Origin of the sequence: Streptomyces sp. MUM 2J (assembly GCF_022414535.1) — a bacterium.
Taxonomy (GTDB): domain Bacteria; phylum Actinomycetota; class Actinomycetes; order Streptomycetales; family Streptomycetaceae; genus Streptomyces.
This window is the reverse complement of the sequence record NZ_JADWYM010000025.1, coordinates 47,835-74,483: the sequence shown is the minus strand read 5'-3', so window position 1 is coordinate 74,483 and position 26,649 is coordinate 47,835. Positions and strand designations below refer to the sequence as shown.

21 protein-coding genes are annotated in these 26,649 nt (G+C 72.3%); 10 read left to right on the top strand and 11 right to left on the bottom strand.

Annotation, left to right across the window (positions count from 1 at the left end):
• Window positions 1-108: 108 nt before the first annotated feature.
• Window positions 109-960 (top strand): chaplin, encoded by an 852-nt coding sequence (locus I3F54_RS20490; protein WP_240120283.1) that lies wholly within the window; start codon window positions 109-111, stop codon window positions 958-960.
• Window positions 961-1,030: 70 nt separating this feature from the next.
• Here I3F54_RS20490 and I3F54_RS20485 read toward each other — a convergent pair whose 3' ends face one another.
• Window positions 1,031-1,219: a DUF5703 family protein gene (locus I3F54_RS20485; RefSeq protein WP_205387297.1), complete on the bottom strand. Its 189-nt coding sequence runs from the start codon at window positions 1,217-1,219 to the stop codon at window positions 1,031-1,033.
• A 47-nt stretch (window positions 1,220-1,266) separates the two neighbouring features.
• On the opposite strand from I3F54_RS20485, the gene I3F54_RS20480 reads away from it, so the two are divergent.
• Window positions 1,267-1,965, top strand: coding sequence for a hypothetical protein (locus I3F54_RS20480; protein ID WP_240120282.1), 699 nt, complete (start codon window positions 1,267-1,269; stop codon window positions 1,963-1,965).
• Between the two features lie 336 nt (window positions 1,966-2,301).
• Here the strand turns inward: I3F54_RS20480 and I3F54_RS20475 are convergent, their stop codons facing one another.
• Together I3F54_RS20475 and I3F54_RS20470 are read right to left on the bottom strand one after the other, a co-directional pair.
• The gene (locus tag I3F54_RS20475) at window positions 2,302-4,668 is read right to left on the bottom strand and encodes a helix-hairpin-helix domain-containing protein (RefSeq protein ID WP_240120281.1); all 2,367 of its coding nucleotides are present in this window, start codon (window positions 4,666-4,668) and stop codon (window positions 2,302-2,304) included.
• A complete protein-coding gene (locus I3F54_RS20470) occupies window positions 4,665-5,651 on the bottom strand; it encodes an aldo/keto reductase (protein ID WP_240120280.1) in 987 nt (328 codons plus the stop codon). Before I3F54_RS20470 ends, I3F54_RS20475 begins: the two co-directional genes overlap by 4 nt.
• Before the next feature lie 113 nt (window positions 5,652-5,764).
• Between I3F54_RS20470 and I3F54_RS20465 the strand changes: the two genes are divergently transcribed.
• Both I3F54_RS20465 and I3F54_RS20460 read left to right on the top strand, forming a co-directional pair.
• Window positions 5,765-6,820 carry an LLM class F420-dependent oxidoreductase gene (locus tag I3F54_RS20465; RefSeq protein WP_240120279.1) on the top strand — a complete coding sequence of 352 codons (1,056 nt, stop codon included), beginning with the start codon at window positions 5,765-5,767 and terminating at the stop codon, window positions 6,818-6,820.
• A 224-nt stretch (window positions 6,821-7,044) separates the two neighbouring features.
• Window positions 7,045-7,836, top strand: coding sequence for a ferritin-like domain-containing protein (locus I3F54_RS20460; protein WP_240120278.1), 792 nt, complete (start codon window positions 7,045-7,047; stop codon window positions 7,834-7,836).
• A gap of 27 nt (window positions 7,837-7,863) precedes the next feature.
• Here I3F54_RS20460 and I3F54_RS20455 read toward each other — a convergent pair whose 3' ends face one another.
• Window positions 7,864-8,859, bottom strand: coding sequence for a magnesium and cobalt transport protein CorA (locus I3F54_RS20455; RefSeq protein WP_240120277.1), 996 nt, complete (start codon window positions 8,857-8,859; stop codon window positions 7,864-7,866).
• A gap of 62 nt (window positions 8,860-8,921) precedes the next feature.
• Between I3F54_RS20455 and I3F54_RS20450 the strand changes: the two genes are divergently transcribed.
• The 4 genes from I3F54_RS20450 (at window position 8,922) to mshC (ending at window position 12,490) form a co-directional block, all read left to right on the top strand.
• On the top strand, window positions 8,922-9,638 hold the full coding sequence (locus I3F54_RS20450) for a histidine phosphatase family protein (RefSeq protein WP_240120276.1): 717 nt from the start codon (window positions 8,922-8,924) through the stop codon (window positions 9,636-9,638).
• Between the two features lie 133 nt (window positions 9,639-9,771).
• Window positions 9,772-10,362 carry a DUF3090 domain-containing protein gene (locus I3F54_RS20445; protein ID WP_205383595.1) on the top strand — a complete coding sequence of 197 codons (591 nt, stop codon included), beginning with the start codon at window positions 9,772-9,774 and terminating at the stop codon, window positions 10,360-10,362.
• Window positions 10,326-11,144 (top strand): SCO1664 family protein, encoded by an 819-nt coding sequence (locus I3F54_RS20440; protein ID WP_240120275.1) that lies wholly within the window; start codon window positions 10,326-10,328, stop codon window positions 11,142-11,144. Before I3F54_RS20445 ends, I3F54_RS20440 begins: the two co-directional genes overlap by 37 nt.
• Window positions 11,145-11,260: 116 nt before the next feature.
• Entirely contained in the window at window positions 11,261-12,490 is a 1,230-nt protein-coding gene (mshC, locus tag I3F54_RS20435; protein ID WP_240120274.1) for a cysteine--1-D-myo-inosityl 2-amino-2-deoxy-alpha-D-glucopyranoside ligase, read from the top strand.
• 69 nt (window positions 12,491-12,559) lie between these two features.
• On the opposite strand, the gene I3F54_RS20430 is transcribed toward mshC, so the two are convergent.
• The 7 genes from I3F54_RS20430 to I3F54_RS20400 form a co-directional block, all read right to left on the bottom strand.
• The gene (locus tag I3F54_RS20430) at window positions 12,560-13,132 is read right to left on the bottom strand and encodes a hypothetical protein (RefSeq protein WP_240120273.1); all 573 of its coding nucleotides are present in this window, start codon (window positions 13,130-13,132) and stop codon (window positions 12,560-12,562) included.
• A 46-nt stretch (window positions 13,133-13,178) separates the two neighbouring features.
• Window positions 13,179-14,894 carry a S8 family serine peptidase gene (locus tag I3F54_RS20425; RefSeq protein ID WP_240120272.1) on the bottom strand — a complete coding sequence of 572 codons (1,716 nt, stop codon included), beginning with the start codon at window positions 14,892-14,894 and terminating at the stop codon, window positions 13,179-13,181.
• A gap of 352 nt (window positions 14,895-15,246) precedes the next feature.
• Complete coding sequence (locus tag I3F54_RS20420) at window positions 15,247-16,233, bottom strand: PAC2 family protein (protein ID WP_240120271.1); 987 nt, start codon at window positions 16,231-16,233, stop codon at window positions 15,247-15,249.
• Window positions 16,234-16,547: 314 nt separating this feature from the next.
• A complete protein-coding gene (locus I3F54_RS20415) occupies window positions 16,548-18,164 on the bottom strand; it encodes a glycerol-3-phosphate dehydrogenase/oxidase (protein WP_240120270.1) in 1,617 nt (538 codons plus the stop codon).
• Window positions 18,165-18,183: 19 nt separating this feature from the next.
• A complete protein-coding gene (gene glpK / locus I3F54_RS20410) occupies window positions 18,184-19,719 on the bottom strand; it encodes a glycerol kinase GlpK (protein ID WP_240120269.1) in 1,536 nt (511 codons plus the stop codon).
• Between the two features lie 67 nt (window positions 19,720-19,786).
• A complete protein-coding gene (locus I3F54_RS20405) occupies window positions 19,787-20,581 on the bottom strand; it encodes an MIP/aquaporin family protein (protein ID WP_240120268.1) in 795 nt (264 codons plus the stop codon).
• A gap of 369 nt (window positions 20,582-20,950) precedes the next feature.
• Window positions 20,951-21,715, bottom strand: coding sequence for an IclR family transcriptional regulator (locus I3F54_RS20400; protein ID WP_240120267.1), 765 nt, complete (start codon window positions 21,713-21,715; stop codon window positions 20,951-20,953).
• A 307-nt stretch (window positions 21,716-22,022) separates the two neighbouring features.
• On the opposite strand from I3F54_RS20400, the gene metH reads away from it, so the two are divergent.
• Together metH and I3F54_RS20390 are read left to right on the top strand one after the other, a co-directional pair.
• Window positions 22,023-25,535 carry a methionine synthase gene (metH, locus tag I3F54_RS20395; protein WP_240120266.1) on the top strand — a complete coding sequence of 1,171 codons (3,513 nt, stop codon included), beginning with the start codon at window positions 22,023-22,025 and terminating at the stop codon, window positions 25,533-25,535.
• Window positions 25,536-25,740: 205 nt separating this feature from the next.
• Window positions 25,741-26,442 (top strand): HAD family phosphatase, encoded by a 702-nt coding sequence (locus I3F54_RS20390; RefSeq protein ID WP_240120265.1) that lies wholly within the window; start codon window positions 25,741-25,743, stop codon window positions 26,440-26,442.
• The last annotated feature ends 207 nt before the right edge of the window (window positions 26,443-26,649 follow it).

Below are 26,649 nucleotides of genomic sequence, written 5' to 3'. Positions count from 1 at the left end.
ACGCGTTCCGGGGCCGACCGGTTTTCGGCGACGGACTCGCGTCCGGACGGAATCGAATTCGGTCCACGGCGTCAACCGAAGGCTTCAGTCGAAGGCAGGGATTCAGCAATGCGACAGGCAACCCGCAAAGGCCTCATGACGGTGGCGGCGGCCACCGGCGTCATCGCCGCCGCCGGCAGCGGCTACGCCCAAGCCGACTCGGGAGCGAGCGGCTCCGCATCCAACTCGCCGGGCGTGCTGTCCGGCAACTCGGTGCAGGCGCCGGTGCACGCCCCGGTGAACGTCTGCGGCAACACCGTCGACGTCGTCGGTGTGCTCAACCCGGCGATGGGCAACAGGTGCGCCCACCCCGGCCACACGCGGGGCGGGTACGGCGACTCGGGCGGGTACGGCGGCTCCGGCCACTCGGGCGGCTCCGGCGGGCACGGGGGCGGGACCGGCTCGCACGCCGGCGGCCACACCGGTCACTCGCCGGGAGTCGGCTCCGGCAACCACGTCGAGGCGCCGATCGACGCGCCGGTGAACGTCTGCGGCAACAGCGTCGACGTGATCGGGATCGGCAACAGTGCGATGGGCAACGACTGCGGCAGCGGCCACCACGCCGGCGGGCACCACACCACGCCCCCGGGAACGCCGGGCACCCCCGGAACGCCGGGGACTCCGGGCAATCCGGGAACGCCGGGGACTCCGGGCAATCCGGGAACGCCCGGGACTCCGGGAACGCCGGACACCCCCGGGACGCCGTCCACTCCGGGTACGCCGTCCACTCCCGGCGGCGAGACGCCCGGCGGTCCGGGCAACCCCGATCACCCGGGCACCCACGCGGTGACCCAGCCCCGGGGCGCGGCTCAGCTGGCCCACACCGGCAGTGACCTGCCGCTCGGCGTCGTCCTCCCGGCCGGGGCGGGAGCGCTGCTGGCGGGAGCGGTGCTCTACCGCCGGGCGCGCGCCGCGGCCTGACCGGTCCCGCGCCCGTGTACGAAGCGGGCCCCGCCGATGCGGGACCCGCTTCGTTCCGGCCGTCCTCGCCTCACCACGTGGCGCGCACCTGGCGGATGATCCGCCGACGCAGCCGCACCTTGCGGCTGCCGTCACGCAGCAGGGTCAGGCGGTACAACTCCCAGTGTCCGTACTCGGCATGGTCCGTCAGAAGGCGGGTCGTCTCCTTGCGGGAAACCCCGCGCGGTACGTGGACGTCGACAAATTCGTATTCCGGCATCGCATCTATTGTGCGGGCCGGGGCCCGGTACGGATAGCGTCTGCAGTATGTCTGATGCTGCGCAGCCCACCGCTGCCGAGGTACGCGCCGCCGCCGAGGCGGTCAAGACCGCGCTCGACCGCCATCTGGCCGCGGTCGAACGCAGGTCGGGTGAGGACGACCCGGCCGTCTACGAGGCGTTCAACCAGTTGGCCTCGGCCGCCGAGGCGTACGACGAGCTGCTCTACGACCGCTACGACGAGGTCACGCCCTTCGAGATCCCCGGCGGCGAGGAGATGCCGCCCTACACCGGTCCCGAGGAGCCCAGCGCGCTCAGCGTGCTGATCCGCCGCGACTACACCGTGGTGGAGCCGCAGCGGCTGCTGGCGCAGGCCAGGCGGGTGGAGGCGGCGGACGGCGACAGCGCGGGCGAGGACCTGGGCGACACGGTGCACGGGGCCCTGGGGGTCCTGTTCGGCGAGTTCGAGCCGGACGAGATCGCCTCCCGGCACAAGGAGTTCGGTCTGGAGGAGGGCGACTCCACGCTCTGGGTGGTGGCCGCGGAGGAACCGGCCGAGCCCGGGGAATGGCTGGAAGCACCCTTCGAGCAGGCCGACCCGCAGGGGGTGGTCTGCCGTTTCGACGTCAGCGCGGTGTTCGACGACGACGCCGACCTCGTCGACGGGGACGACGCCGGGAACGACGTCGGCACCGAGCTCGACGGGGAGGACGAGGACGACCTGGAACCGCTGGACGCCGACCGCTAGGGGTGTTGCGAAAGTCCCGCACAGCACCCGCGGGGCCCGGCACGCACTCTCGCCGCACCGGCCGTAAGCCCGAGTACATCCGGTACGAGGTCTTTCGCCGGCACGCCGAGAGCACGCACCGGACACCGCGGGCACCGCACCGGACGTTCGAAACACCTCCTAGTGCCGCGACGGCACCGGTGAGGTGACCGGAGCGCCGGGGTGCTCCGCCGGGCGGAGCACCCCTCGCGCGGGACGCGCCCATGCGCGCGCCGGCGGCACGACCCGGTACGGCGGCCCGGGCGGGACGTTCCCGGGCCGCCTCGGTCGTCGGTCGCAGCCGTCGGGCCGTCGCTGTCAGGCCGGGACCGGGACCTGGGCGCGCAGCAGGAACGGCAGCCGGGTCGTCCGCGGCTTCACCCCGACCTCCCGGACGGCGCGGGGCAGAGTCTGTTCCACGCCGTGGACCACCGAGAGATGCCGGTCGGCGCGCCCGAAGGCCGTGTACACCCACGGCCGGCTCAGCGCCTGCGCGGCGTCCCCGGGCAGCACGACGACGGCCGCCGGCCACCGGTCGCCCACCGCCTGGTGCGCGGTCAGCGCCCACCCGTGCCGTACCGACTGCTCCACCCGCTCCCGCGGCACGACGACCGGGGCGCCTGCGCACGACAGGTGCAGCCCGTCCGCGTCGGCCTTCACCACCTGCCCCGTCAGCGTGCGTCCCGGAGCGGGGGAGTAGGCGATCCGGTCACCCGGATCGAAGCCGCCGAACCGGCCCGGTCCGGGGTTGAGCCGTTCCTTGAGCGCGGCGTTGAGGGCACGGGTACCGGCCGTGCCCCCGTGGCCCGGGGTGATCACGACGGTCTGTTCCGCCGGGATGCCCAGGGCCCGCGGCACCGAGTCGGCGACGAGCTGCACCGTCCGGTGCACGGCCTCGCCCGCGTCCCGCACCGGCACGATCACCAGTTCCCTGCCTGGTGCCTCGACCTGGTTCAGCTCGCCGATGCCGACTCCGGAGACCAGTTCGCCAAGGGGCCCCGGGTCCGGGGTGCGGGAGGCGATCCGCGGGCAGACGCGGGCAGCGAGCAGATCGGCGAAGACCCGCCCGGGCCCGGCCGACCACAGCACCGCCGGATCCCCGCTCAGCACCAGCCGGGCCCCGTCCGGCAGCGCCTCCGCGAGCGCCGCCGCGCTCTCCACGTCCAGTTGCGGCGCGTCGAGCACGACCAGAAGATCCAACGCGAGCGCGCCCTCGGCGTCCCGGCCGGGCCCCTCGGAGCCCGAGAGCAGCCCGGCGACGGTGGCGACCGCCTCCGCACCGGGCGTACCGGCTGTGTCGTCGCCCGGGGACGGGCGGGCCCCGGCCGCCGCCAGCAGCCCGGCGAGACGGCGGCTGCCGTCGGGCGTGTGGCACGCGCCCACCGCCCGGAGGCCCAGCGTGCGGGCGGCGGCGAGCAGGGCCGCCGGGTCCGCACGGGACGCCTCCCCACCCGTGTGCAGGACCAGGCCGTGCCCGGCGACGGCGCGGATCAGCTCGGCCGCGCTGCCCGGGGCCGACGCGGCAGCCGACGCCCAGTCCGCCGCGGTCTCCTCCTTGGCGACGGAGTTGACCACCCGGGCCAGGGCGTCCGCGAGGCTCTCCTCCGCGAGCGCGTACCGTTCCAGGCCGACCAGGACCCGAACCGGGCGCTCCGCGTCCTCGCCCTCCTCCTGGTCCGTATCCTCCTTCCCGGTCCCCTCGGTCCCCTCGGTCCCCTCGGTCCCCTCAGCCTCCGGGCCCGGGGCGGTCACCCGGCCGGCCGGCTCCTCCAGGGTGTCCTGGAACACGAGTGCGTCGCCCTCGGCGATCGCGCTGCGCACGGCGTCCTCCGCTTCCGGGATCCCCCGCTGTGCCAGCGCCGCGGTGAGCGCGGGCAGCTCCAGGGCGGTGTGCCCGGCGAGGGCTGCCTGCTCCAGCAGCCAGACGGTGACCGCCCGGCCGCGCCGCTCGTCGTCCGGGGCGCACGTGGGGCCGAGTAGCGCCCGCGCGAAGGAGTCGGCGTGCTCGGGCCGGACTCCGGTGACCCGCAACAGCTGCCAGGGGTCGGCCCGCAGCTCCTCCGCGGCGCCGTCGCCGAGGGTGGTGGCGACCTGCCCCGCCAGTCCCTCGGGTGCGCCGCCGGCGGTCAGCACCTCCCGCGCGGACGCGACGGACCCGTCCGAGGGGGCCGCGGGCGTGGCGGTGGACGCGGGCTGCTGAGGCCGGGGGCGGTGCGTGGGCTCCGGGGCGGGGCGGCGGGGTGCGGGCGGCTCGCGGAACACCGTCTCCGCCGGCTTCTGCCCGCTTTCCACGGCCCGTACCGCCGCGAGCAGGTCGGCCGCGGTGCCGCTCAGATTGGCCCCGCTCTCGACGGGCCCCTGCCGCTCGGCCTTGCGCCGCTCGATCCGATCTCTCTCGACCCGCTGCGCCGCCAGCTCCGCCTGGGCCTCGGACAGCTCCCCGGCCCCTTCCGCGTCCTCGTCGCCGGCCGCGGTGGTCCGGCCCCCACCGGGAGTGCCGTCGTCCTCCCCGGCCGCGGCCCGGCTGTCGCCGCCGGTGGACCCGGTCCCCTCCTGCAGGGCGGGGGCGTCCCCCTCGGGGGCCGTGTCCGCTTCGGCGGAGCCGGTCCCGGGCATGCCGCCCTCCGCCCCGACGTCCGGCGTCCCCGGCCCGGCGTTCTCCGTGGCCTCCGGCTCCGTGCTCACAGCGTGCTCCAGTCGTGATCGGGATAGCGGTGCACGGGCGCCGACACGTCGTCGAGCGCCCGGCAGATCTCGTCAGGAAGACTAAGCGCCTCCACCGACAATGCCGCCGTGAGCTGCTGTGCCGTGCGCGCGCCGACGATCGGCGCGGTCACCCCGGGCCGGTCACGGACCCAGGCGAGGGCCACCTGGAGCGGGGACACCGCGAGGCCGTCCGCCGCGGTCGACACGGCGTCGACGATGCGGCTCGCGGTGTCGTCCAGATAGGGCGCGACGAACGGGGCGAGGTGCTCGGAGGCGCCGCGCGAGTCGGGCGGCAGGGACTCGCCCCGGTACTTGCCGGTCAGGACACCGCGGCCCAGGGGCGACGACGGCAGCAGGCCGATGCCCAGGTCCAGGGCGGCCGGCAGCACCTCGCGCTCGACACCGCGCTGCAGCAGCGAGTACTCCATCTGCGTACCGGCCAGCCGGGTCCGCGTGCCCTGGGCCGCCAGCTGCCAGGTCGCCGCCTTGGCGAGCTGCCAGCCGCAGAAGTTGGAGACGCCCGCGTAGCGTGCCCGGCCGCTGCTGACGGCCAGGTCGAGGGCGTGCAGGGTCTCCTCCAAGGGCGTCCCGGGGTCGTAGGCGTGGACGTGCCACAGGTCGACGTGGTCCGTGCCCAGCCGCGCCAGGGAGGCGTCCAGCGCGGTGAGCAGATGCCCGCGCGAGCCGTCGAAGCGGCGGTCGGGGTCGGGCACGCTGCCCGCCTTCGTCGAGATCACCAGATCCCGCCGCGGGACGAGCCCCTCCAGGAGCCGCCCGAGCAGGTACTCGGCCTCGCCGTCGCCGTACACGTCCGCGGTGTCGACGAGGGTGCCGCCCGCCTCCCAGAACGTCTTCATCAGGTCCGCGGCGTCGTGCTCGTCGGTGTCCCGGCCCCAGGTCAGGGTGCCGAGCCCGATCCGGGACACACGCAGGCCGGTGCGGCCGAGATGCCTCTGTTCCATGAACGCCGAGATTACTGGCCATAGGTGGGCCGTGGGTTGCCTGTGGACAACCGTTTCCCGCGCGCTAAGGTCGGCCGCACAAGGGACATTACCGATGGGTAAGGGGATCGCGTATGCAGCTCGGGATCAACCTCGGCTACTGGGGCGCCGGTATGGACGCCGACAATCTGGCGGTGGCCCAGGAGGCCGACCGGCTCGGGTACGCCGTCTGCTGGGCCGCCGAGGCCTACGGCTCCGACGCGCCGACGGTGCTCTCCTACGTGGCGGCCCGGACCGAGCACATCGACGTCGGCTCCGCGATCATGCAGATCCCGGCCCGCCAGCCCGCCATGACCGCCATGACGGCAGCGACCCTCGACTCCCTCTCCGGCGGCCGGTTCCGCCTCGGCCTCGGCGTGTCCGGCCCGCAGGTCTCCGAGGGCTGGTACGGCGTGAAGTTCGACAAGCCGCTGGCACGCACGCGTGAGTACGTCGAGATCGTCCGCAGGGCGATGAGCCGGGAGCGGCTGTCCTACGAGGGCGAGCACTGGACGCTGCCGCTGCCCGGAGGCCCGGGCAAGCCGATCAAGCTGACCGTGCACCCGCAGCGTGAGCACATTCCGCTGTACATCGCCGCGATCGGGCCGAAGAACCTGGAGCAGACCGGGGAGATCGCCGACGGCGCGCTGCTGATCTTCCCCTCCGCCGACCACCTGGAGGAGACCGCGGTCACCTATCTGCGCGCCGGGCGCGAGAAGGCCGGCAAGACCATGGACGGCTTCGACGTCTGCCCGACGCTCCCGCTCGCCGTCGGCGACGACAAGGACGTGACGCGGCTCGCGGACACCTTCCGGCCCTACACCGCGCTGTACGTCGGCGGCATGGGCAGTTTCAAGCAGAACTTCTACAACCAGCTCGCCCGGCGCATGGGCTACGAGCAGGCCGCCGCCGAGATCCAGGAGAAGTACCTCTCCGGCGACAAGGAAGGTGCCGCCGCGGCCGTTCCGCACGACCTGATCGACCGGACCACCCTGCTCGGCTCGGTGGCGCGCATCGCCGACCGGATGAAGGCCTACGCGGCGGCCGGTGTCACCACCCTCACGCTCGCCCCGGCCGGCTTCACCCTGGACGAGCGGCTGGCCTCCCTGCGCGCCGGTGTGGACGCCATGGAGCGTGCCGGGCTCGCGTGACCCGGGAGACACGGGGAGCAGTCTTTCAGCGGCCGTGGTGGGGGCTCGGGGGTCTTCCCCGCCACGGCCGTCACGGGGAACAACGCGCCCGGGCGGGCTCGGTTACGCCCCCGTCGGGGCCCCGCGTCTCATCCGTTCGGCCGACTTGTCCGACACAGCTGTTGCGGCGTCCCTCTTGCGGCATTTGACTCGTTCTTCGCGGATCCTGCAGAGAGGTGCCCACGATGCTTTCGGCCAAGAGTCTGTTCCAGGAGATCCTCGACAACGACGAGTCCTTCGCCCTGTTCTGCTCCATCGCCGCCAGCGGTGAGTCGCAGGGCGGCTGGGAGAACGCCCGGATCGCCGCGCTCGTGCCGGAGGGCGAGCGTGACATGGCTCCCAAGATCACCCGGCACGGAGCCGACGAGGACAAGCACGGCCGCATCTTCAACGCCCTGATGAAGAAGCGGGGCCTGCAGCCCGTTCCGGTTCCGGCCGACACCGACTACACGATGCTGCTGGAGCGGCACGGCATCGGACTCGCCCACGACAAGCTCAGGAGCGACCGGCCGCTGACCGTCCAGGACATCGTCACCTACCTCGCGCACAGCCGCGTCACCGAGCAGCGCGCCTCGGAGCAGATGGACCTGCTGCGCAGGCATTTCGGCGACCACCCCGACATCGGCCGCGCGGTCCGGCAGATCTCCCACGACGAGGACAACCACCTCGCCTACTGCCACGAGGAACTCCTCCGCTTCGCCCGCGCGGGCCACGGCCGCGCCATCCAGACCACCCTGCGTGAGTGCGCGCTCGCCGAGATCCGCATCTACCGCGACGTCAGCCTCGCCGTCATGGCCCACATGGGGAACGTCCTGCACTGGTCCAGGGCGAAGTCGGCCGTCCTGGCGGCCGGCATCCACGCGGTGTACGCCTGGGAGCGGTTCGCGGGCTGGCGGCGCATGGTCTCCCTGACCATGCCCGAACACCGCAACGCGCTCGGCGGCCCCCCGGCCCCCGCCCACCCCGAGTTCGCCTGACCCGCGCGCCCGTCCCGCCCGCGCGCCCTACAGCCAGCCCCGCCGCTTGAAGAGCCGGTACAGCGCCACCTCGAGAGCGGCCATCGCCACGATCACCGCCGGATACGACCACACCCAGCGCATCTCCGGCATGTACCGGAAATTCATGCCGTAGATCCCCGCGATCATGGTGGGAACCGCCGCCATGGCCGCCCACGCCGAGATCTTCCGCATGTCGTCGTTCTGCCGGACGCTCATCTGCGCCAGATGGGCCGACAGGATGTCCGACACCAGGCGGTCGAGGCCGTCCACGGCCTCGTTCACGCGCGTCAGGTGATCGTGCACGTCCCGGAAGAAGGGGCGGGCCTTGTCGCTGACGTACGGCACCGCCGTGCCGAACGGGCCGGTGCCCGCCAGCCGGTGCAGCGGCAGGGCCAGCGGGCCCGTCGCCCGCCGGAACTCCGTGATCTGCCGCTTGAAGCGGTAGATCCGCGACGCGGTGTGGCGGGAGCCGCCGCCGTCCGGCGAGAACACCTCCGCCTCCAGCTCCTCCAGATCGGTCTGCAGCTCGCTGGCGACCTCGACGTAGTGGTCGACGACCGCGTCGGCGATCGCGTACAGCACGGCCGTCGGGCCCTTGCCGAGGATCTCCGGCTCGTGCTCCAGCCGCCGCCGCACGGCGCTCAGCGGCGAACCGACGCCGTGCCGCACCGTCACCGCGAAGCAGTCGCCCAGGAACACCATGACCTCGCCGGCCGAGACGGTCCCGTCGCGCGGCTCGTACACCACCGGCTTCAGCACCAGGAACAACGAGTCGTCGTACACCTCCAGCTTCGGCCGCTGATGCGCCTTGAGCGCGTCCTCCACGGCCAGCGGATGCAGCGCGAAGTCCTCGGTGACCGTGTCGAACTCCTCCCCGGTCGGCTCGTGCAGCCCGATCCACACGAAGCCGCCCGCCGCACGCGCCGCTTCGAGGGCGTCCGAGAACTCCTGCGGACCCTCCGTGCGGTGCCCGTCGCGGTAGATGGCGCAGTCCACGATCACGGAGCGTATTGTCCCGCCCGCGGCGCCCCGGCGCACCCGGGCGTACGCCTACGCTGGGCCGCATGCCCACGCTGATCCTCGTCCGGCACGGACGTTCCACCGCCAACACCGAGGGACTGCTCGCCGGATGGACACCCGGCGTCGGTCTGGACGACCGCGGCGCCGCGCAGGCGGCCGCCCTGCCCGACCGGCTCGCCGGCCTGCCGCTCGCCGAGGCCGTCGTCAGCCCGCTCCAGCGCTGCCAGGAGACCGTTCGGCCGCTGCTCGACGCCCGGCCCGGGCTGACCGCCCACACCGAGGAGCGGATCGGCGAGTGCCACTACGGCGACTGGTCGGGCCGCAAGCTCGCGGAGCTCAAGGACGAGCCCCTGATGGAGGTCGTGCAGGCCCATCCGTCCGCCGCCGCCTTCCCCGGCGGCGAGTCCATGCGGGCCATGCAGACCCGTGCCGCCGAGGCCGTACGCGAGTGGAACGCACGTGTGGCGCGCGACCACGGCCCCGACGCCGTCTACCTCATGTGCTCGCACGGCGACATCATCAAGTCGCTCGTGGCCGACGCGCTCGGACTTCACCTCGACCTCTTCCAGCGGATCTCCGTCGAACCGTGTTCCGTCACCGCGATCCGCTACACCAGGCTGCGGCCGTTCCTGCTGCGGCTCGGCGACACCGGCGACTTCGCCTCCCTCGCGCCCCGCGGGGAACCCGCGGCCGGGGAAGCACCGGCCGGGGAAGCACCGGCCGGGGACGCACCCGTAGGGGGCGGCGCGGGCGCACCGTGATCGTCGGCCGCAGTAGGGTGAAGCGTCCGCACATATGCATGTCCGCAGGAGCTGCCCGCACTCCCGATTCCGCACCACTCCCCAGCGGATCCCCCGCGAACCCATCCACGAACGATTCCCATGGAGACTGGACGTGTCCCGTCAGGTGTTCCTCTACGATCCGCCGGACCGCTTCGTCGCCGGCACGGTCGGACTGCCCGGGCGCCGTACGTTCTTCCTCCAGGCCACCGCCGGCTCCCGGGTGACCAGCGTGGCCCTGGAGAAGACCCAGGTCGCCGCACTCGCCGAGCGCATGGACGAGTTGCTGGACGAGGTCGTGCGCCGGAGCGGCGGCAGCGCCTCGGTGCCCGCCGTGGCGCCCTCGGAGGTCGCCGACACCGCGCCCCTCGACACCCCGATCGAGGAGGAGTTCCGCGTCGGCACCATGGCGCTGGCCTGGGACGGCGAGGAGCAGCGCATGATCGTCGAGGCCCAGGCCCTCGTCGAGCTCGACGCCGACTCCGAGGAGGATCTCGCCGAGGCCGAGGAGCGGCTTCTCCAGGACGAGGAGAACGGGCCCCCGATGCTGCGGGTCCGGCTCAGCGGCGCACAGGCCAGGGCCTTCGCCAAGCGGGCCCTCGACGTCGTCAACGCCGGCCGGCCGCCCTGCCCGCTGTGCAGCCTGCCGCTCGACCCGGAAGGACACGTATGTCCGCGCCAGAACGGATACCGCCGCGGAGCGTGACCGCCGCCGACCTGCTCGCGCACGGCGAGCTGACGGTGCGCGGACGTCTCCGGGACGCCTCCAACGCGGCGCTGTTCTGCACGGTCGCGCACGAGGGGCACGAGGTGTCCTGCGTGTACAAACCGGTCGCCGGGGAGCGCCCGCTGTGGGACTTTCCCGACGGCACCCTCGCCGGGCGCGAGGTGGCCGCCTACGAGGTCTCCGAGGCCACCGGCTGGCGGCTCGTCCCGCCGACCGTGCTGCGGGACGGACCCTACGGTGAGGGCATGTGCCAGCTGTGGATCGACGTCGTGCCGGGCACCGAGCTGCTCGCCCTCGTCGACGACGAGGAGCCCGCGCCCGGCTGGAAGGCGATCGGGTTCGCCGAGGCCGGCGAGGGCCGTACGGCACTGCTGGTGCACGCCGACGACGAGCGGCTGCGGCGGCTCGCCGTGCTCGACGCGGTGATCAACAACGCCGACCGCAAGGGCGGCCATCTGCTGCCCGCCGCCGAGGGGCGTCTGTACGGCATCGACCACGGCGTCGCCTTCAACGTCGACGACAAGCTGAGGACGCTGCTGTGGGGCTGGGCGGGGGAACCCCTCACCGCCGAGGCGGTCGAGGTGCTGCGTGCGCTGGGGACGGCCCTCGGCGACGGCGGCACGCTGGCCGCCCGGCTGGCCGGGCTGATCACCCCCGCCGAGATCGACGCCACGCGTGCGCGTGTCGACGCGCTCCTCGCCTCCCGCAGGCACCCGGAGCCCAGCGGGGAGTGGCCGGCGATCCCCTGGCCCCCCGTGTAGCCCGGCCCGGTACCGCAGGCCCCAGCACAGCGGCCGGGATCGCGCAAGAGCGCCTTCCCGGCCATCCGGACCCCACCGGTTCGTATACGGAACACCAGTCCGGTTAGGCTCATGACATGCATGCCTGGCCCGCTTCCGAGGTCCCCGCCCTGCCCGGTCAGGGCCGCGACCTCAGGATCCACGACACCGCGACCGGGGGTCCGGTGACCCTCCGCCCCGGTCCCGTCGCCCGTCTCTACGTCTGCGGCATCACCCCCTACGACGCCACCCACATGGGACACGCGGCGACCTACAACGCGTTCGACCTCGTGCAGCGCGTGTGGCTCGACACCAAGCGGCAGGTCCACTACGTGCAGAACGTCACCGACATCGACGATCCACTGCTGGAGCGGGCGCAGCGTGACGACGTCGACTGGGCCGCCCTCGCCGATCAGGAGACCGCTCTCTTCCGTGAGGACATGACGGCGCTGCGGATGCTCCCGCCGCAGCACTACATCGGCGCCGTCGAGGCCATACCCGGGATCGTGCCGCTCGTGGAGCGGCTCCGCGAGCTCGGCGCCGCCTACGAGCTCGACGGCGACATCTACTTCTCCGTCGAGGCCGACCCGCACTTCGGCGAGGTGTCCGGCCTGGACGCCGCCGCCATGCGGCTGCTGTCCGCCGAACGCGGCGGCGACCCCGACCGCCCGGGCAAGAAGAACCCCCTCGACCCGATGCTGTGGATGGCCGCCCGACCCGGTGAGCCCAGCTGGGACGGCGGTTCCCTCGGCCGCGGCCGGCCCGGCTGGCACATCGAGTGCGTGGCCATCGCCCTGGACCACCTCGGCATGAGCTTCGACGTGCAGGGCGGCGGCTCCGACCTCGCCTTCCCGCACCACGAGATGGGCGCTTCCCACGCCCAGGTGCTGACCGGCGAGTTCCCCATGGCCAAGGCCTACGTCCACGCCGGCATGGTCGCCCTGCACGGCGCGAAGATGTCCAAGTCCAAGGGCAACCTCGTCTTCGTCTCGCAACTGCGGCGCGACGGCGTCGACCCCGCCGCCATCCGGCTCTCCCTCCTCGCCCACCACTACCGCTCCGACTGGGAGTGGACCGACCAGGTGCTCCAGGAGGCGCTCGCCCGCCTCGACCGCTGGCGTGCCGCCGTGTCCCGGCCGGACGGCCCCTCTGCCGAGGCGCTGGTCGAGGAGATCCGCGCCGCCCTGGCCGACGACCTCGACGCCCCGGCGGCCCTCGCCGCCGTCGACTGCTGGGTCGCCCTCCAGCAGGACGCGGGCGGGACGGACCCCGGTGCCCCGGGCGTCGTCTCGCGCGCCGTGGACGCGCTGCTGGGCGTGGCCCTGTAGCCCTCGCCCCGCACGAACGGGGCGCTTCCTCCGAGGAGGAAGCGCCCCCTTGTGCTGTGCGGGCGACGGTCAGACCCGCTGGATCCGCACGCTGCGGAGCACGCTGGGCGACTGCGTGTCCCACACGCCGATCACCTGGTGGCCGAAGGCGAACGCCTCCTGGATCTGCTGGTGCAGCTGCGGGGTCGGGCTGTTCAGCACCCGGAAGTGACCGTTGATGCGCAGGAAGACCTGCTGCGGGTGGCCCTGGAGCGGGTGGACGATGTCGACGAAGCCCTCAGCGATGCCGGAGGCCAGGGCCTGGGCCTGGGCCTGCTGCATCACCTGCTGCACCGCGGCCTGCACGATCTGCTGGAGCTGCTGCTGCGCCTGCTGCTCGGCCTGCTGCGCCTGCTGGTCGGGCCGGCCGAGCTGCTGGAGCAGCTGCTGGAACGGCTGCTGCTGGCCGAGCTGCTGCAGCTGCTCCAGGGTGCCGCCCATGCCGTACGGCTGCTGCTGGTAGGGCTGCTGGGACGGCTGCTGCTGGTAGGACTGCTGCTGGAAGGGCTGCTGCTGGAAGGGCTGCTGCTGGAACGGCGACGTGCTGGGGTACTGCTGGCCCTGCTGCTGGCCCATGTGACTCATCTGCGGGGTGGTGCTCATGTCGATGCCACCTTCCGTTGACGTGATGGGTCCTTGCGATGGTGCGTCAGCCCACGACGACGAGGCCGACGATCTCTTCGTCCGCGAACCAGACGCGGACGTCGGGCCGTCCCCCCGCGAAGGCGGTGTGGACCGCCTGGCGGACTTCGGGGGACGGGTGGTCCAGGGTGCGCCAGGCGCCGGCCACGAACAGCCGGAGCCGGGGCGGGAGCTCGGGCGGGTAGGGCAGCAGTTCGTCCCAGTACCGCTCGGCCCGGCCGGAGTCGACCGCCTGCGGCAGCAGGTGGGTGACCGCCGCCCTGATGTCGGGCCGGTTGCCGATCCGCTGGGAGGCGGGCCGGCCCGGCGCGTCCTGCTGCGGGGAACCCGTGGCCCGCAGCACCCTGCGCGCGTCCTCCGGGGACATGACCGGGCGGCCGGCTGCCCTGAGCACGCCCTGGAGCCCGGCCAGCGCGCCCGCCACCACCGGCGCGGCGGCGGAAGTCCCGGAGAAGGCGTCGGTGTACCAGGTGATCTCCTCGGGCCCGCCCTGCAGGTCGCCGGGCCGGTCCCAGAAGCCGCCGGTGGTCGTCACCTCGTGCCCCCAGCCCTGCGCGTCCACGCGCGCGCCGTGGTTGGAGAACGCCAGCCGCGAGCGGTCCGGGCCGTGGTCACGGCCGTGCGTGCCGGGCGGCGGTGCGCCCGCGCCGACCAGTACGGCACCGGAGGAGGCGTTGGACGGGTTGAACGGATTGCGCCACCAGCCGGGGAAGTCGTCGGGGCGGCGCTCGTAGAGCGCGTCGTCGAGCGACTCGGCGCCGTTGCCGGCGGCGGCCACGACCAGGACGCCCTTGGCGGTGGCGTACCGCACGGCCGCGAAGTCGTCCGGCCACCACTCGAGCGGCAGGCAGCCGCGCTGGTCGTCACGCTCGGCGTACTCGAACCGCGGCCCCGGCCGGTGCAGTTCGACGAGGACGATGTCACCCGGGCCGAGCCGTTCGGCCGCCGCGTGGATCGCCGCGGCGGAGCCGATGCCCCGGACGGAGGCCGCGGCGGTCACCGCGTCAGGCGCAATACCGGTCACGCCCAACTCGCCCCGGTCACCGGCCACGACGCCCAGGACCGACGTGCCGTGGTTGCGCCAGGCCAGGTCGTCCAGCGGAGTCCCGACGACCACGCCCGCCAGCTTGGCGGCGAGGTCTTCGTGCCCGAGCTGCCAGGCACCCTCCACGACGATCACCGTCACGTCCTGGCCCGCTCCGCCGTGCCGCTGCCAGGCCCACAGCGCGCCGACACCCTCCGGGGCGGGGTGCAGATAACCCTGACGGCCGCTGAAGTCGGGGGTGAGCGGCGCCTTCTCCTCCTGCCGCTCGCCCTGCCCCAGGGAGGCCGGCACGGCACCCGGCTTGACGTAGGCGGTGTCGATGCCCGGCAGCGCGGCGATCCGGGCGCGCAGCTCGCGGGCGCGGCTCTCCCCGCCGCGCACCCGGTAGAACAGGGCGAGGTCGGGCGCGTCCGGCGCGGGTGCGGCGGCCTGGGCCAGGCGATCCTCGCTGCCGAACAGCGGCTCCAGCGTGAGCTGTTCGTCGCTGAGGAACATCGTGAGGGAGGTCACGTCGGCGCCCGACGCGGAGCGGACGCCGTCGGCTCGTGCACGCAGCCGGGCTTCCGGGCGGGCGACGACGATCAGCTCCTGCTCGGCTCCTCGATAGGTGAATCCCGCTCCGTCGGGCCCCGGCCCCAACGCCCCGGGGCCCTGCGCCGGCTCTGCCTGGTCGGTCATCTGTGCCGCTCCCTTCGGTCCGTGCGGATGCCATGAGGGGTCGTGCGGCGCGCCTTCGGGGGACAACCAAGCACGCGCGCGGCGGTCCGTCCAGACCGTGTTCGCACCAACTTTGTTTGGGGCAGGTTGAATTGGGTAACGGGTGCAATTCGTCTGGAAACAGATGTCACGCCGGTATCCGGCCGGACCCCGATGCCCCGACAGCCCGGTGGAGGAAGGGCACGCCGCCCCGGTGCCCGCGGGCACGACGTCGTGGGGTACGGGGGGTGACGGCACGGCAGAGGGGCGGTGCGCCGCACCGCCCCCCGCCCGCCCCTGGCACCGGCCCGCGGACCGGGTGCCGTCCGGGGGCTCAGTCCTCCGCGGAGTCCTCGTCGCCCTTGTCCTGCTCCGGCTCCGTCCGCGGCGGCTTCGGCGGCCGGGTCCGCTCGCTGGAGCTGTCCCGCAGGTACGACGGGCCCTCGCCGTCCGCCGTGGCGTGGCCGCCGGGCGGGCCGCCGCCGTCCCGGCGCCGCAGGTAGCGCTCGAACTCGCGGGCGATCGCCTCGCCCGACGCCTCCGGCAGCTCCGCGGTGTCCCGGGCCTCTTCCAGTGTCTGGACGTACTCGGCGACCTCGCTGTCCTCCGCCGCCAGCTGGTCCACGCCCACCTGCCAGGCGCGCGCGTCCTCGGGCAGCTCGCCCAGCGGGATGCGCACGCCGATCAGGTCCTCCAGCCGGTTGAGGAGGGCCAGGGTGGCCTTCGGGTTCGGCGGCTGCGACACGTAGTGCGGCACGGCCGCCCACAGCGACACCGCCGGGACGCCCGCGTGCGTGCACGCCTCCTGGAGGACGCCGACGATGCCCGTGGGCCCCTCGTACTTGGTCTCCTCCAGGTCCATGCGCCGTGCCAGGTCCGGATCGGAGGTGGTCCCGCTGATCGGGACCGGGCGCGTGTGCGGGGTGTCGCCGAGCAGAGCGCCGAGGACGACCACGAGTTCCACGCCCAGCTCGTGTGCGAAGCCCAGCAGCTCGTTGCAGAACGAACGCCAGCGCATGGAGGGTTCGATGCCGCGGACCAGCACCAGGTCCCGCGGCTTGTCGCCGCCGACCCGCACCACCGACAGGCGGGTGGTCGGCCAGGTGATCTTGCGGACGCCGCCGTCCATCCACACCGTGGGGCGGTTCACCTGGAAGTCGTAGTAGTCCTCGGCGTCCAGCGCCGCGAACACCTCGCCCTTCCACTCACGTTCCAGATGCGCGACCGCGGTGGAGGCGGCGTCGCCGGCATCGTTCCAGCCCTCGAACGCGGCCACCATGACCGGGTCGATCAGCTCGGGAACCCCCTCGAGCTCGATCACCCAGTGCCTCCTTCCGACGTGCCCTCGCTTGACCACCCAACCTTACGGCGTGCGCAGGGCGGGCCCGCAGCCCCCTTGCACGGGGGAGTGAACGGATCACTGCCCCGTTCGCCATATCGGAACACCCCGCCGGACGTCCCGGCCCTGACTGCCCCCGCACGGCGCACGCGGCCGGCGGGGCGGACGGGTCCGCGCGGGTCCGCGCAGGTCGTCGTTGCCGCACCGCGGCGGGGGCCGTGCGGGCATGAGCGGCCGGACAGGCGGAAGGGGCGGCTCCGTCGGCGCTGGAGCCGCCCCTTCCGGACCATGGCGGGCTACTTCTGGTCGAGCAGTCCCCGGACCTTCGTCCGGACCTCGTCCGTGGCCAGGCCCCGGATCGTCAGCGTCGTCCGGCGGCGCAGTACGTCATCCGCCGTCTCGGCCCACTCGTGGTCCCGGGCGTAGACGACCTGGGCCCAGATCTCGGGGGCGTCCGGGTGGATGCGCTCGCCCAGCTCCGGGTTCTCGTTGGCCAGCCGGGCGATGTCGAAGGCCAGCGAACCGTAGTGCGTGGCGAGGTGCCGGGCGGTGTCCGCGGACATCCGCGGCCCGGGCGCCGGGCGGTCCACCAGCAGACGGTGGGCCACCGCGCGCGGGTTGGCGACACCCGGCAGGGGCAGCTTCCTCGGCAGCGACGAGATCGGCTCGAAGTCGTCGCCCAGGGGGTGGCCCGGGAGTGACTCCAGTTTCTGCATCACCGTACGGCCGATGTGCCGGAAGGTGGTCCACTTGCCACCCGCGACGGAGAGCATGCCGCCCTTGCCCTCGGTGACGACCGTCTCGCGCTTGGCCTTGGCGGTGTCGCCGGGGCCGCCCGGAAGCACCCGCAGGCCGGCGAAGGCGTAGGTGATCAGGTCGCGGCTGAGCTGCTGGTCGCGGACGGAGAACGCGGCCTCGTCCAGGATCTGGGATATGTCCTTGTCGTTGACCGCGACGTCCGCCGGGTCGCCCTCGAACTCCTCGTCGGTGGTGCCCAGCAGCAGCATGTCCTCCCAGGGGAGGGCGAAGGTGATGCGGTACTTGTCGATCGGGGTGGCGAGCGCGGCCTTCCACGGCGAGGTCCGCTTCAGCACCAGGTGCGCCCCCTTCGACAGCCGGATGGACGGCGCCGCGCCGGCGTCCTCCATCCGGCGCAGGTGGTCGACCCACGGGCCGGTCGCGTTCAGCACCAGGCGGGCCGTGACGCCGAACTCCTCGCCGGAGAGGCGGTCGCGCAGCTCCGCGCCCGTCACCCGGCCCTTGGTGAAGCGCAGCCCGGTGACCTCGGCGTGGTTGAGCACGACCGCGCCCGCCTCGACGGCCGCGCGGACCGTCATCAGCGCCATGCGCGCGTCGTTCATCTGGTCGTCGCCGTACACGGCGACGGCCTTCAGGTTCTCGGTGCGCAGCTCGGGCACGTCCTGCGCCGCCTTGGCGGGCGAGAGCAGGTGGCCCACGCCGTCACCGAACGCGGAGAGCGCGGAGTAGGCGAAGACGCCCGCCCCGAGCTTCGCCGCGCCGTGCGGCCCCCCCTTGTACACGGGGAGGTAGAAGGTGAGCGGGTTCGCCAGGTGGGGGGCCACCTGACGGGAGACCGCACGGCGCTCGAAGTGGTTCTCCGCCACCAGCTTCACCGCGCCGGTCTGCAGGTAGCGCAGACCGCCGTGGAGCAGCTTGGAGGAGGCGGAGGAGGTGGCGCCGGCGAAGTCGCCGGCATCGACCAGTGCCACCCTGAGGCCGGACTGCGCGGCGTGCCAGGCGGTCGAGATGCCCAGGATGCCGCCGCCGATGACGAGAAGGTCGTACGACGCCTTGGAGAGCTGCTCCCTGGTCTCGGCGCGGCTCGGGTGGGAGCCGGAGGACGGTCGCGTCCCCAGGGCAGGTACGGACTGCAGGGTGGACTGAGTGGTCATGTCGGGTTCTAACTCCTCGTCAGTCTTCCTCGGCGATCCAGCCCATGGTCCGGTCGACGGCCTTGAGCCAGCTCTTGTACTCACGGTCGCGGGTCTCCGCGTCCATGCGGGGGGTCCACTCGGCGGCCCGGCGCCAGTTGGCGCGCAGGTCGTCGGTGTTGTTCCAGAAGCCGACGGCGAGGCCGGCGGCGTAGGCGGCGCCGAGGCAGGTCGTCTCGGCGACCATCGGGCGCACCACCGGTGCGTCCAGGACGTCGGAGAGCGTCTGCATCAGCAGGTTGTTGGCGGTCATGCCGCCGTCGACCTTGAGGGTGGACAGCTCGACGCCGGAGTCCTTCGTCATGGCGTCGGCGATCTCCCGGGTCTGCCAGGCGGTGGCCTCCAGGACGGCACGCGCGAGGTGCGCCTTGGTGACGTACCGGGTCAGGCCGGCGATCACACCGCGGGCGTCGGAGCGCCAGTGCGGGGCGAACAGGCCGGAGAAGGCCGGTACGAAGTAGGCGCCGCCGTTGTCCTCGACCGAGAGCGCGAGCGTCTCGATCTCCGCGGCGGTGGAGATCAGGCCCATCTGGTCCCGCATCCACTGCACCAGCGAGCCGGTGACGGCGATCGAGCCCTCCAGGGCGTAGACCGTCGGCTGCTCACCGATCTTGTAGCCGACGGTGGTCAGCAGTCCGGCATAGGAGTTGATGATCTTGTCACCGGTGTTCATCACCATGAAGGTGCCGGTGCCGTACGTCGACTTGGTCTCGCCCTCGGAGAAGCAGGTCTGGCCGAACAGGGCAGCCTGCTGGTCACCGAGCGCGGAGGCGACCGGGATGCCGCCTAGCAGGTCGCCCAGCTTGCCGCCCGTGATCTCGCCGTACACCTCGGCGGAGGAGCGGATCTCCGGCAGGATCTGCGGCGGCACGCCGATGGACTCGCAGATCTTGTCGTCCCACTCCATGGTGTGGAGGTTCATCAGCATGGTGCGGGAGGCGTTGGTGACGTCGGTGACGTGCTTGCCGCCGTCGACACCGCCCGTCAGGTTCCAGATGACCCAGGTGTCCATGGTGCCGAAGAGGATGTCCCCGGCCTCGGCACGCTCCTTCAGGCCCTCGACGTTGTCCAGCAGCCAGCGGGCCTTGGGACCGGCGAAGTAGGAGGCCAGAGGCAGGCCGGTCTCACGGCGGAAGCGGTCCTGGCCGACGTTGCGGCCCAGCTCGCGGCAGAGGGCGTCGGTGCGGGTGTCCTGCCAGACGATGGCGTTGTGCACGGGCCGACCGGTGTTCCTGTCCCACAGGACGGTGGTCTCGCGCTGGTTGGTGATGCCGATGGCCTTGATGTCGTCCCGGGTGATGCCGGCCTTGGAGACGGCTCCGGCGACGACCTCCTGGACGTTGGTCCAGATCTCGTCGGCGTTGTGCTCGACCCAGCCCGGCTTCGGGAAGATCTGCTCGTGCTCCTTCTGGTCGACGGAGACGATGCGGCCGTCCCGGTCGAAGACGATGCAGCGGCTGGAGGTGGTGCCCTGGTCGATGGCGGCGATGAAGGGGCCGGCGTGGGCGTCGGTCACTGTGTTCTCCTGGAGGTTCCGTGAGGATGGGGCATGACGTACGGCACGTGCTGCGAGTGCGGTGCTCTTAGGCAAATGCGACGTTGTAGATGCCTGCCCCGATGGCGGCGCCGATCAGCGGACCGACCACCGGGACCCAGGCGTAGCCCCAGTCGGAGCCGCCCTTGTTGGGCAGTGGCAGAAGGGCGTGCACGATGCGCGGACCGAGGTCGCGGGCCGGGTTGATGGCGTAGCCGGTGGGGCCACCCAGCGAGAAACCGATCGAGACCACCACGAGCGCGACGATCAGACCGCCGAGGACGCCCAGGCCGTTGCCCTTGTCGTTCAGGCCCTGCGTGAGGACCGCGATGACCAGCACCACGGTGCCGATGATCTCGGTGGCGAGGTTCTGCACCGCGTTCCGGATCTCGGGACCGGTGGAGAAGACGCCCAGAACCGGGCCGGCGCCCTGCTCCTGCGCCTCGACGGCCTTGGCCGCCGTGGCCTGTGCCCCCGGACCGCCGACGATCTCCTTGTCGGTCAGGTGGGCCTGGAACTGGCCGTAGTAGGCGATCCAGACGAGCGTCGCGCCGATCATGGCGCCGAGCAGCTGGCCGCCGATGTAGGTCGGCACGTTCGTCCAGTCGCCGTCCTTGATGGCGAGGGCCACGGTGACGGCCGGGTTGAGGTGTGCGCCGGAGAGGGGGCCGGAGACGTACACGGCCGTCATGACGGCGAAGCCCCACCCGAAGGCGATGGCGACCCAGCCGGCGTTACGAGCCTTGGAGGCCTTCAGCGTCACGGCGGCGCAGACGCCGCCGCCGAGCAGGATGAGTATGGCGGTACCGATGGTCTCGCCGATGAAGATGTCGGAGCTGGACACCCGCGACTCCTTTGTCCTTGCGTGCCAGGGAAGCCGGATCCCGGGTCCCACCGGGTTTCCGGCGCCCTCGGGGGTGAGAGCGATACCGGCCCTTGGCGTTGTCACACTCTAGCGTGTATTGCCGGTAGGTGTTCGACAATGCCGACCGATGGACGGGAGTCTTGCCCCGGCGTTACGCATGCGTCAAGGGTTCTGTTATCGAAAATGCGATCGTTATTGATCGCGGTGCACTATCGATCGCGGACCGCGATCAAGGGCGAGGTGTGCACCTTCGCCCTACATGTCAATTTTCGACCGATTTCAGGGTATGCCGAAAGCCGGGACCCCGATCGGTGTCCCGGTCGCTTCCGTCGGTGGACCCGTGCGGGGTCAGAACCGCCCGGCGCCCAGATCGCGCGACACCGCGCGGGCGCAGTCGCGCACGGCCGCGATCAGCTCGGGCCTCAGCTCCTCGTCACGGCGCACCCGCTCCACCGCGCCGGTGATGCCCACGGCCCCCACCGGCATCCGCCGGCGGTCGTGGATGGGTGCGGCGAGGGACGCGACGCCGTCCCAGGTCTCCTCCACGTCGGCGGCGTAGCCGCGCGCGCGGGTGATGTCGAGGATGTGCTCGAAGGCGTCCAGCTCGCACACCGTGCGGTCGGTGAAGGCCTTGCGGTCGGCTTCCAGGGCCTCGCTGTGCGCCACGGGGTCGTAGGCGGACAGGACCTTGCCCAGGGCGGTGGAGTGCAGTGGCTGCATGGCCCCGATCTCCAGCACCTGCCGGCTGTCGTCGGGCCGGAAGACGTGGTGCACGATCAGGACGCCCTGCTGGTGCAGGACGCCGAGATAGACGCTCTCCCCGCTGGCGCGGGCCAGGTCGTCGGTCCACACCAGGGCGCGTGCCCGCAGCTCGTGGACGTCGAGATAGGTGGTGCCCAGACGCAGCAGCTCCGCGCCCAGCTGGTAGCGGCCGGAGGCTTCCTCCTGTTCGACGAAGCCCTCCTGTTGCAGGGTGCGCAGGATGCCGTGGGCGGTGCCCTTGGCCAGGCCCAGGGAGGATGCGATGTCCGACAGGCCCAGCCGTCGTTCGCCGCCCGCGAGCAGGCGCAGCATCGCGGCCGCGCGTTCGAGCGACTGGATGTTCCGTGACATCGCTGTTCTGCCTCCGTCCCCTTCGGCCGTCCACGTGCGGCCGTTGCTGCTGCCGTTCGGCATTGCCGAACACTACCGTTTCCCGGCGACCCACCGCCAATGGTCGGTCGGCACCTGTTGCCGTCGGCGTGGCCGCACGCACGCGCCACGGCGTCGCGACGGCCGCCCGCGAGAGCCGCGCGTCCCGCCCCGTGGACGCGCTGCCCATCCAAGCCCGCTCCCGGTTACGCTGGCGCCGTGCGCCTCCCGGGGCATTGTCCGGGACGCCGCATAGCCGACAGCCGTCGCACCTCAAGGGAGCCCCTTCATGGCCGCGCAGCCGCCGACCCCTTCCGCCGACAGCCGGGCCCGTGCGTCCGCGCTCCGCCAGGCGTTCGCCACCCGTGTGGTGGTCGCCGACGGGGCGATGGGCACCATGCTCCAGGCCCAGGAACCCACGCTGCAGGACTTCCAGAATCTGGAGGGCTGCAACGAGGTCCTCAACGTCACCCGGCCGGACATCGTCCGTTCGGTCCACTCGGCGTACTTCGATGCGGGCGTCGACTGCGTGGAGACCAACACCTTCGGGGCCAACCTCTCCGCCCTGGGTGAGTACGACATCGCCGAGCGGGTCCACGAGCTGTCCGAGGCCGGGGCCCGTATCGCCCGCGAGACGGCGGACGAGTTCACGGCCCGGGACGGTCGCCGGCGCTGGGTGCTCGGCTCGATGGGTCCCGGCACCAAGCTGCCCACCCTCGGCCACACCACCTTCGCCGCGATCCGTGACGCCTACCGGAGCAATGCCGAGGGCCTGCTCGCCGGCGGCGCCGACGCGCTGCTGGTGGAGACCACGCAGGACCTGCTCCAGACGAAGGCCTCGGTCATCGCCGCCCGCAGCGCGATGGAGACCGCCGGGTACGAGGTCCCGCTCATCGTGTCGGTGACCGTCGAGACCACCGGCACCATGCTGCTCGGCTCGGAGATCGGCGCGGCCCTGACGGCGCTGGAGCCGCTGGGTATCGACATGATCGGCCTGAACTGCGCCACCGGCCCCGCGGAGATGAGCGAGCACCTGCGCTACCTCGCCCGCCACTCCCGCGTCCAGCTGTCGTGCATGCCGAACGCGGGTCTGCCGGTGCTCACCGCGGACGGGGCGCACTACCCGCTGACCGCGCCGGAGCTGGCGGACGCGCAGGAGAACTTCGTCCGCGACTACGGCCTGTCCCTGGTCGGCGGCTGCTGCGGCACCACACCGGAGCACCTGCGCCGGGTGGTGGAGCGGGTGCGCGCACTGGCCCCGGTCGAGCGCAGCCCGCGGCCCGAGCCCGGTGCCGCCTCCCTGTACCAGTCGGTCCCGTTCCGCCAGGACACCTCCTACCTGGCCATCGGCGAGCGGACCAACGCCAACGGCTCCAGGAAGTTCCGCGAGGCCATGCTGGACGGCCGCTGGGACGACTGCGTGGAGATGGCCCGCGAGCAGATCCGCGAAGGCGCGCACATGCTCGACCTGTGCGTGGACTACGTCGGCCGCGACGGCGTCGCCGACATGGAGGAACTCGCCGGCCGCTTCGCCACCGCCTCCACCCTGCCGATCGTGCTGGACTCCACCGAGGTCGGGGTGATCCGGGCGGGCCTGGAGAAGCTCGGCGGGCGCGCGGTGATCAACTCGGTGAACTACGAGGACGGCGACGGCTCCGGCTCCCGGTTCGCCAAGGTCACCCGGCTGGCGCAGGAACACGGCGCCGCGCTGATCGCGCTGACCATCGACGAGGAGGGCCAGGCCCGCACCGTGGAGAAGAAGGTCGAGATCGCCGAACGGCTGATCGCCGATCTGACCGGCACCTGGGGCATCCGTGAGGAGGACATCCTCATCGACTGCCTGACCTTCACCATCTGCACCGGTCAGGAGGAGTCCCGCAAGGACGGCATCGCCACCATCGAGGCCATCCGCGAGCTGAAGAAGCGGCACCCGGACGTGCAGACCACCCTGGGCCTGTCGAACATCTCCTTCGGCCTCAACCCGGCCGCCCGGATCCTGCTGAACTCCGTCTTCCTGGACGAGTGCGTCAAGGCGGGCCTGGACTCCGCGATCGTCCACGCGAGCAAGATCCTGCCGATCGCCCGCTTCGACGAGGAGCAGGTCAGAACCGCCCTCGACCTGATCCACGACCGCCGCGGCGAGGGCTACGACCCCCTGCAGAAGCTGATGGCCCTCTTCGAGGGCGCCACGGCCAAGTCGCTCAAGGCCTCCAAGGCCGAGGAACTGGCCGCGCTGCCGCTCCAGGAGCGCCTCAAGCGGCGCATCATCGACGGCGAGCGGACCGGCCTGGAGGCCGACCTGGAGGAGGCCCTGCTGACCCGCCCGGCGCTGGAGATCGTCAACGACACCCTGCTCGACGGCATGAAGGTGGTCGGAGAGCTGTTCGGCTCCGGCCAGATGCAGCTGCCGTTCGTGCTCCAGTCCGCCGAGGTGATGAAGACCGCCGTCGCCCACCTCGAACCGCACATGGAGAAGACCGACGAGGCGGGCAAGGGCACCATCGTGCTGGCGACGGTCCGCGGCGACGTGCACGACATCGGCAAGAACCTCGTCGACATCATCCTGTCCAACAACGGCTACAACGTGGTCAACCTCGGCATCAAGCAGCCGGTCTCCGCGATCCTGGAGGCGGCCCAGGAGCACGGAGCCGACGTGATCGGCATGTCCGGGCTCCTGGTGAAGTCCACGGTGATCATGAAGGAGAACCTGGAGGAGCTCAACGCCCGCGGACTGGCGGCCGACTACCCGGTCATCCTCGGCGGTGCCGCGCTGACCCGCGCCTACGTCGAGCAGGACCTGTACGAGATCTACGAGGGCGAGGTCCGCTACGCCCGCGACGCCTTCGAGGGTCTGCGGCTGATGGACGCCCTGATCGGCGTCAAGCGCGGCATGCCCGGGGCCGGTCTGCCCGAACTGAGGCAGCGCAGGGTGCGGACGGCCGTCGCCGAGGTGCAGGAGCGCCCGCAGGAGGGGCACGTCCGCTCCGATGTGTCCACGGACAACCCGGTCCCCACCCCGCCGTTCTGGGGCACCCGCGTGATCAAGGGCATCCAGCTCAGGGAGTACGCGTCCTGGATCGACGAGGGCGCCCTGTTCAAGGGCCAGTGGGGTCTGAAGCAGGCCCGCACCGGCGAGGGACCGACGTACGAGGAACTGGTCGAGGCCGAGGGCCGTCCGCGGCTGCGCGGACTGCTGGACCGGCTGCAGACGGAGAACCTGCTGGAGGCGGCCGTCGTCCACGGCTACTTCCCGTGCGTGTCCAAGGACGACGACCTGATCATCCTGGACGAGTCGGGCCATGAGCGCACCCGCTTCACCTTCCCGCGCCAGCGACGCGGCCGGCGGCTCTGCCTCGCGGACTTCTTCCGTCCCGAGGAGTCCGGCGAGACCGACGTCGTCGGCCTCCAGGTGGTCACCGTGGGCTCCCGCATCGGCGAGGAGACCGCACGCCTGTTCGAGGCCGATGCCTATCGCGACTACCTGGAGCTGCACGGCCTGTCCGTCCAGCTGGCCGAGGCGCTCGCCGAGTACTGGCACGCCCGCGTGCGCGCCGAGCTCGGCTTCGCCGGTGAGGACCCGGCGGACGTCGAGGACATGTTCGCCCTGAAGTACCGCGGCGCCCGCTTCTCCCTCGGCTACGGCGCCTGCCCCGACCTGGAGGACCGCGCGAAGATCGCGGACCTGCTCCAGCCGGAGCGCATCGGCGTCCGCCTGTCGGAGGAGTTCCAGCTCCACCCCGAGCAGTCCACCGACGCGATCGTGATCCACCACCCGGAGGCCAAGTACTTCAACGCCCGCTGAGCCCCCGCCGCGCAGCGCCCGCACGCCCCGCGGAGGGCACGCCGAAGGTCCTCCCGGCGCGTGCGTCCGGGTTGGGGAGAGTGCCCCCGACCTCGCCTTTCAAACGAGGTATTTCGTTCGCGCGCGTCGTACACTGGTCGGTCCACCGCAGGCCGGTTCCCCCGGAGGGAACCGGCCTGATCGTCCCTCAAGGAGGTGCGCCCGGATGACCAGTACGGTCCCTGCGCTCGGACACACCACGGCCAAGGGCTCCGCCCTGCAGGCCGTGCTGCTCGACATGGACGGAACCCTGGTGGACACCGAGGGCTTCTGGTGGGACGTCGAGGTCGAGGTGTTCGCCGCCCTCGGCCACACGCTGGAGGACGCCTGGCGCCATGTCGTCGTCGGCGGCCCGATGACCCGCAGCGCGGGGTTCCTCATCGAGGCGACGGGCGCCGACATCGCCCTCGCCGAGCTCACCGTCCTGCTCAACGAGGGCTTCGAGGACCGCATCGACCGCACCCTGCCGCTGATGCCCGGCGCCGCCCGGCTGCTGGCCGAGCTGAGCGACCACGGCATCCCCACGGCCCTGGTCTCCGCCTCGCACCGGCGCGTCATCGACCGCGTCCTCACCTCCCTCAGCCACCGCTTCCACCTCACCGTCGCCGGCGACGAGGTCGACCGCACCAAGCCGCACCCCGATCCCTATCTGCGGGCCGCCACCGGCCTTGGAGCGGATCCGGCCAGATGCGCCGTCATCGAGGACACCGCCACAGGGGTCGCCGCCGCCGAGGCCGCCGGCTGCCACGTGGTGGCCGTGCCTTCCGTCGCCCCCATCAGCCCTGCCGCCCGTCGCACCGTGGTGACTTCACTGGAAGAGGTCGACCTGACATTTCTGCGCGGACTGCTGACCGAAACCGTTCGATGACGCAAGCGCGTCAGGTGTTCACCCAGCGTGCGCCAACGATTGCCCGGGAAATTCCACGACCATGGGCACGGATTCATCACGGAACGGCCACCGCGCAATTTCCGGTACGCCGAGTGTCTGAATTCCAACCCTCGTGCATCATGCTCCACATGTGACGTTCCCCACGCGTCGAGGGGTCGACAGGTGGGGCGCGCTGTGCGTGGCACC

Coding starts and splice junctions, on each gene's coding strand:
- I3F54_RS20490 (WP_240120283.1), top strand. CDS start 109: ATGCGACAGGCAACCCGCAAAGGCCTCATGACGGTGGCGGCGGCCACC.
- I3F54_RS20480 (WP_240120282.1), top strand. CDS start 1,267: ATGTCTGATGCTGCGCAGCCCACCGCTGCCGAGGTACGCGCCGCCGCC.
- I3F54_RS20485 (WP_205387297.1), bottom strand. CDS start 1,219: ATGCCGGAATACGAATTTGTCGACGTCCACGTACCGCGCGGGGTTTCC.
- I3F54_RS20460 (WP_240120278.1), top strand. CDS start 7,045: ATGCTTTCGGCCAAGAGTCTGTTCCAGGAGATCCTCGACAACGACGAG.
- I3F54_RS20425 (WP_240120272.1), bottom strand. CDS start 14,894: ATGACCGACCAGGCAGAGCCGGCGCAGGGCCCCGGGGCGTTGGGGCCG.
- I3F54_RS20415 (WP_240120270.1), bottom strand. CDS start 18,164: ATGACCACTCAGTCCACCCTGCAGTCCGTACCTGCCCTGGGGACGCGA.
- I3F54_RS20450 (WP_240120276.1), top strand. CDS start 8,922: ATGCCCACGCTGATCCTCGTCCGGCACGGACGTTCCACCGCCAACACC.
- I3F54_RS20465 (WP_240120279.1), top strand. CDS start 5,765: ATGCAGCTCGGGATCAACCTCGGCTACTGGGGCGCCGGTATGGACGCC.
- I3F54_RS20470 (WP_240120280.1), bottom strand. CDS start 5,651: ATGGAACAGAGGCATCTCGGCCGCACCGGCCTGCGTGTGTCCCGGATC.
- I3F54_RS20440 (WP_240120275.1), top strand. CDS start 10,326: ATGTCCGCGCCAGAACGGATACCGCCGCGGAGCGTGACCGCCGCCGAC.
- mshC (WP_240120274.1), top strand. CDS start 11,261: ATGCATGCCTGGCCCGCTTCCGAGGTCCCCGCCCTGCCCGGTCAGGGC.
- I3F54_RS20400 (WP_240120267.1), bottom strand. CDS start 21,715: ATGTCACGGAACATCCAGTCGCTCGAACGCGCGGCCGCGATGCTGCGC.
- I3F54_RS20390 (WP_240120265.1), top strand. CDS start 25,741: ATGACCAGTACGGTCCCTGCGCTCGGACACACCACGGCCAAGGGCTCC.
- metH (WP_240120266.1), top strand. CDS start 22,023: ATGGCCGCGCAGCCGCCGACCCCTTCCGCCGACAGCCGGGCCCGTGCG.
- I3F54_RS20430 (WP_240120273.1), bottom strand. CDS start 13,132: ATGAGCACCACCCCGCAGATGAGTCACATGGGCCAGCAGCAGGGCCAG.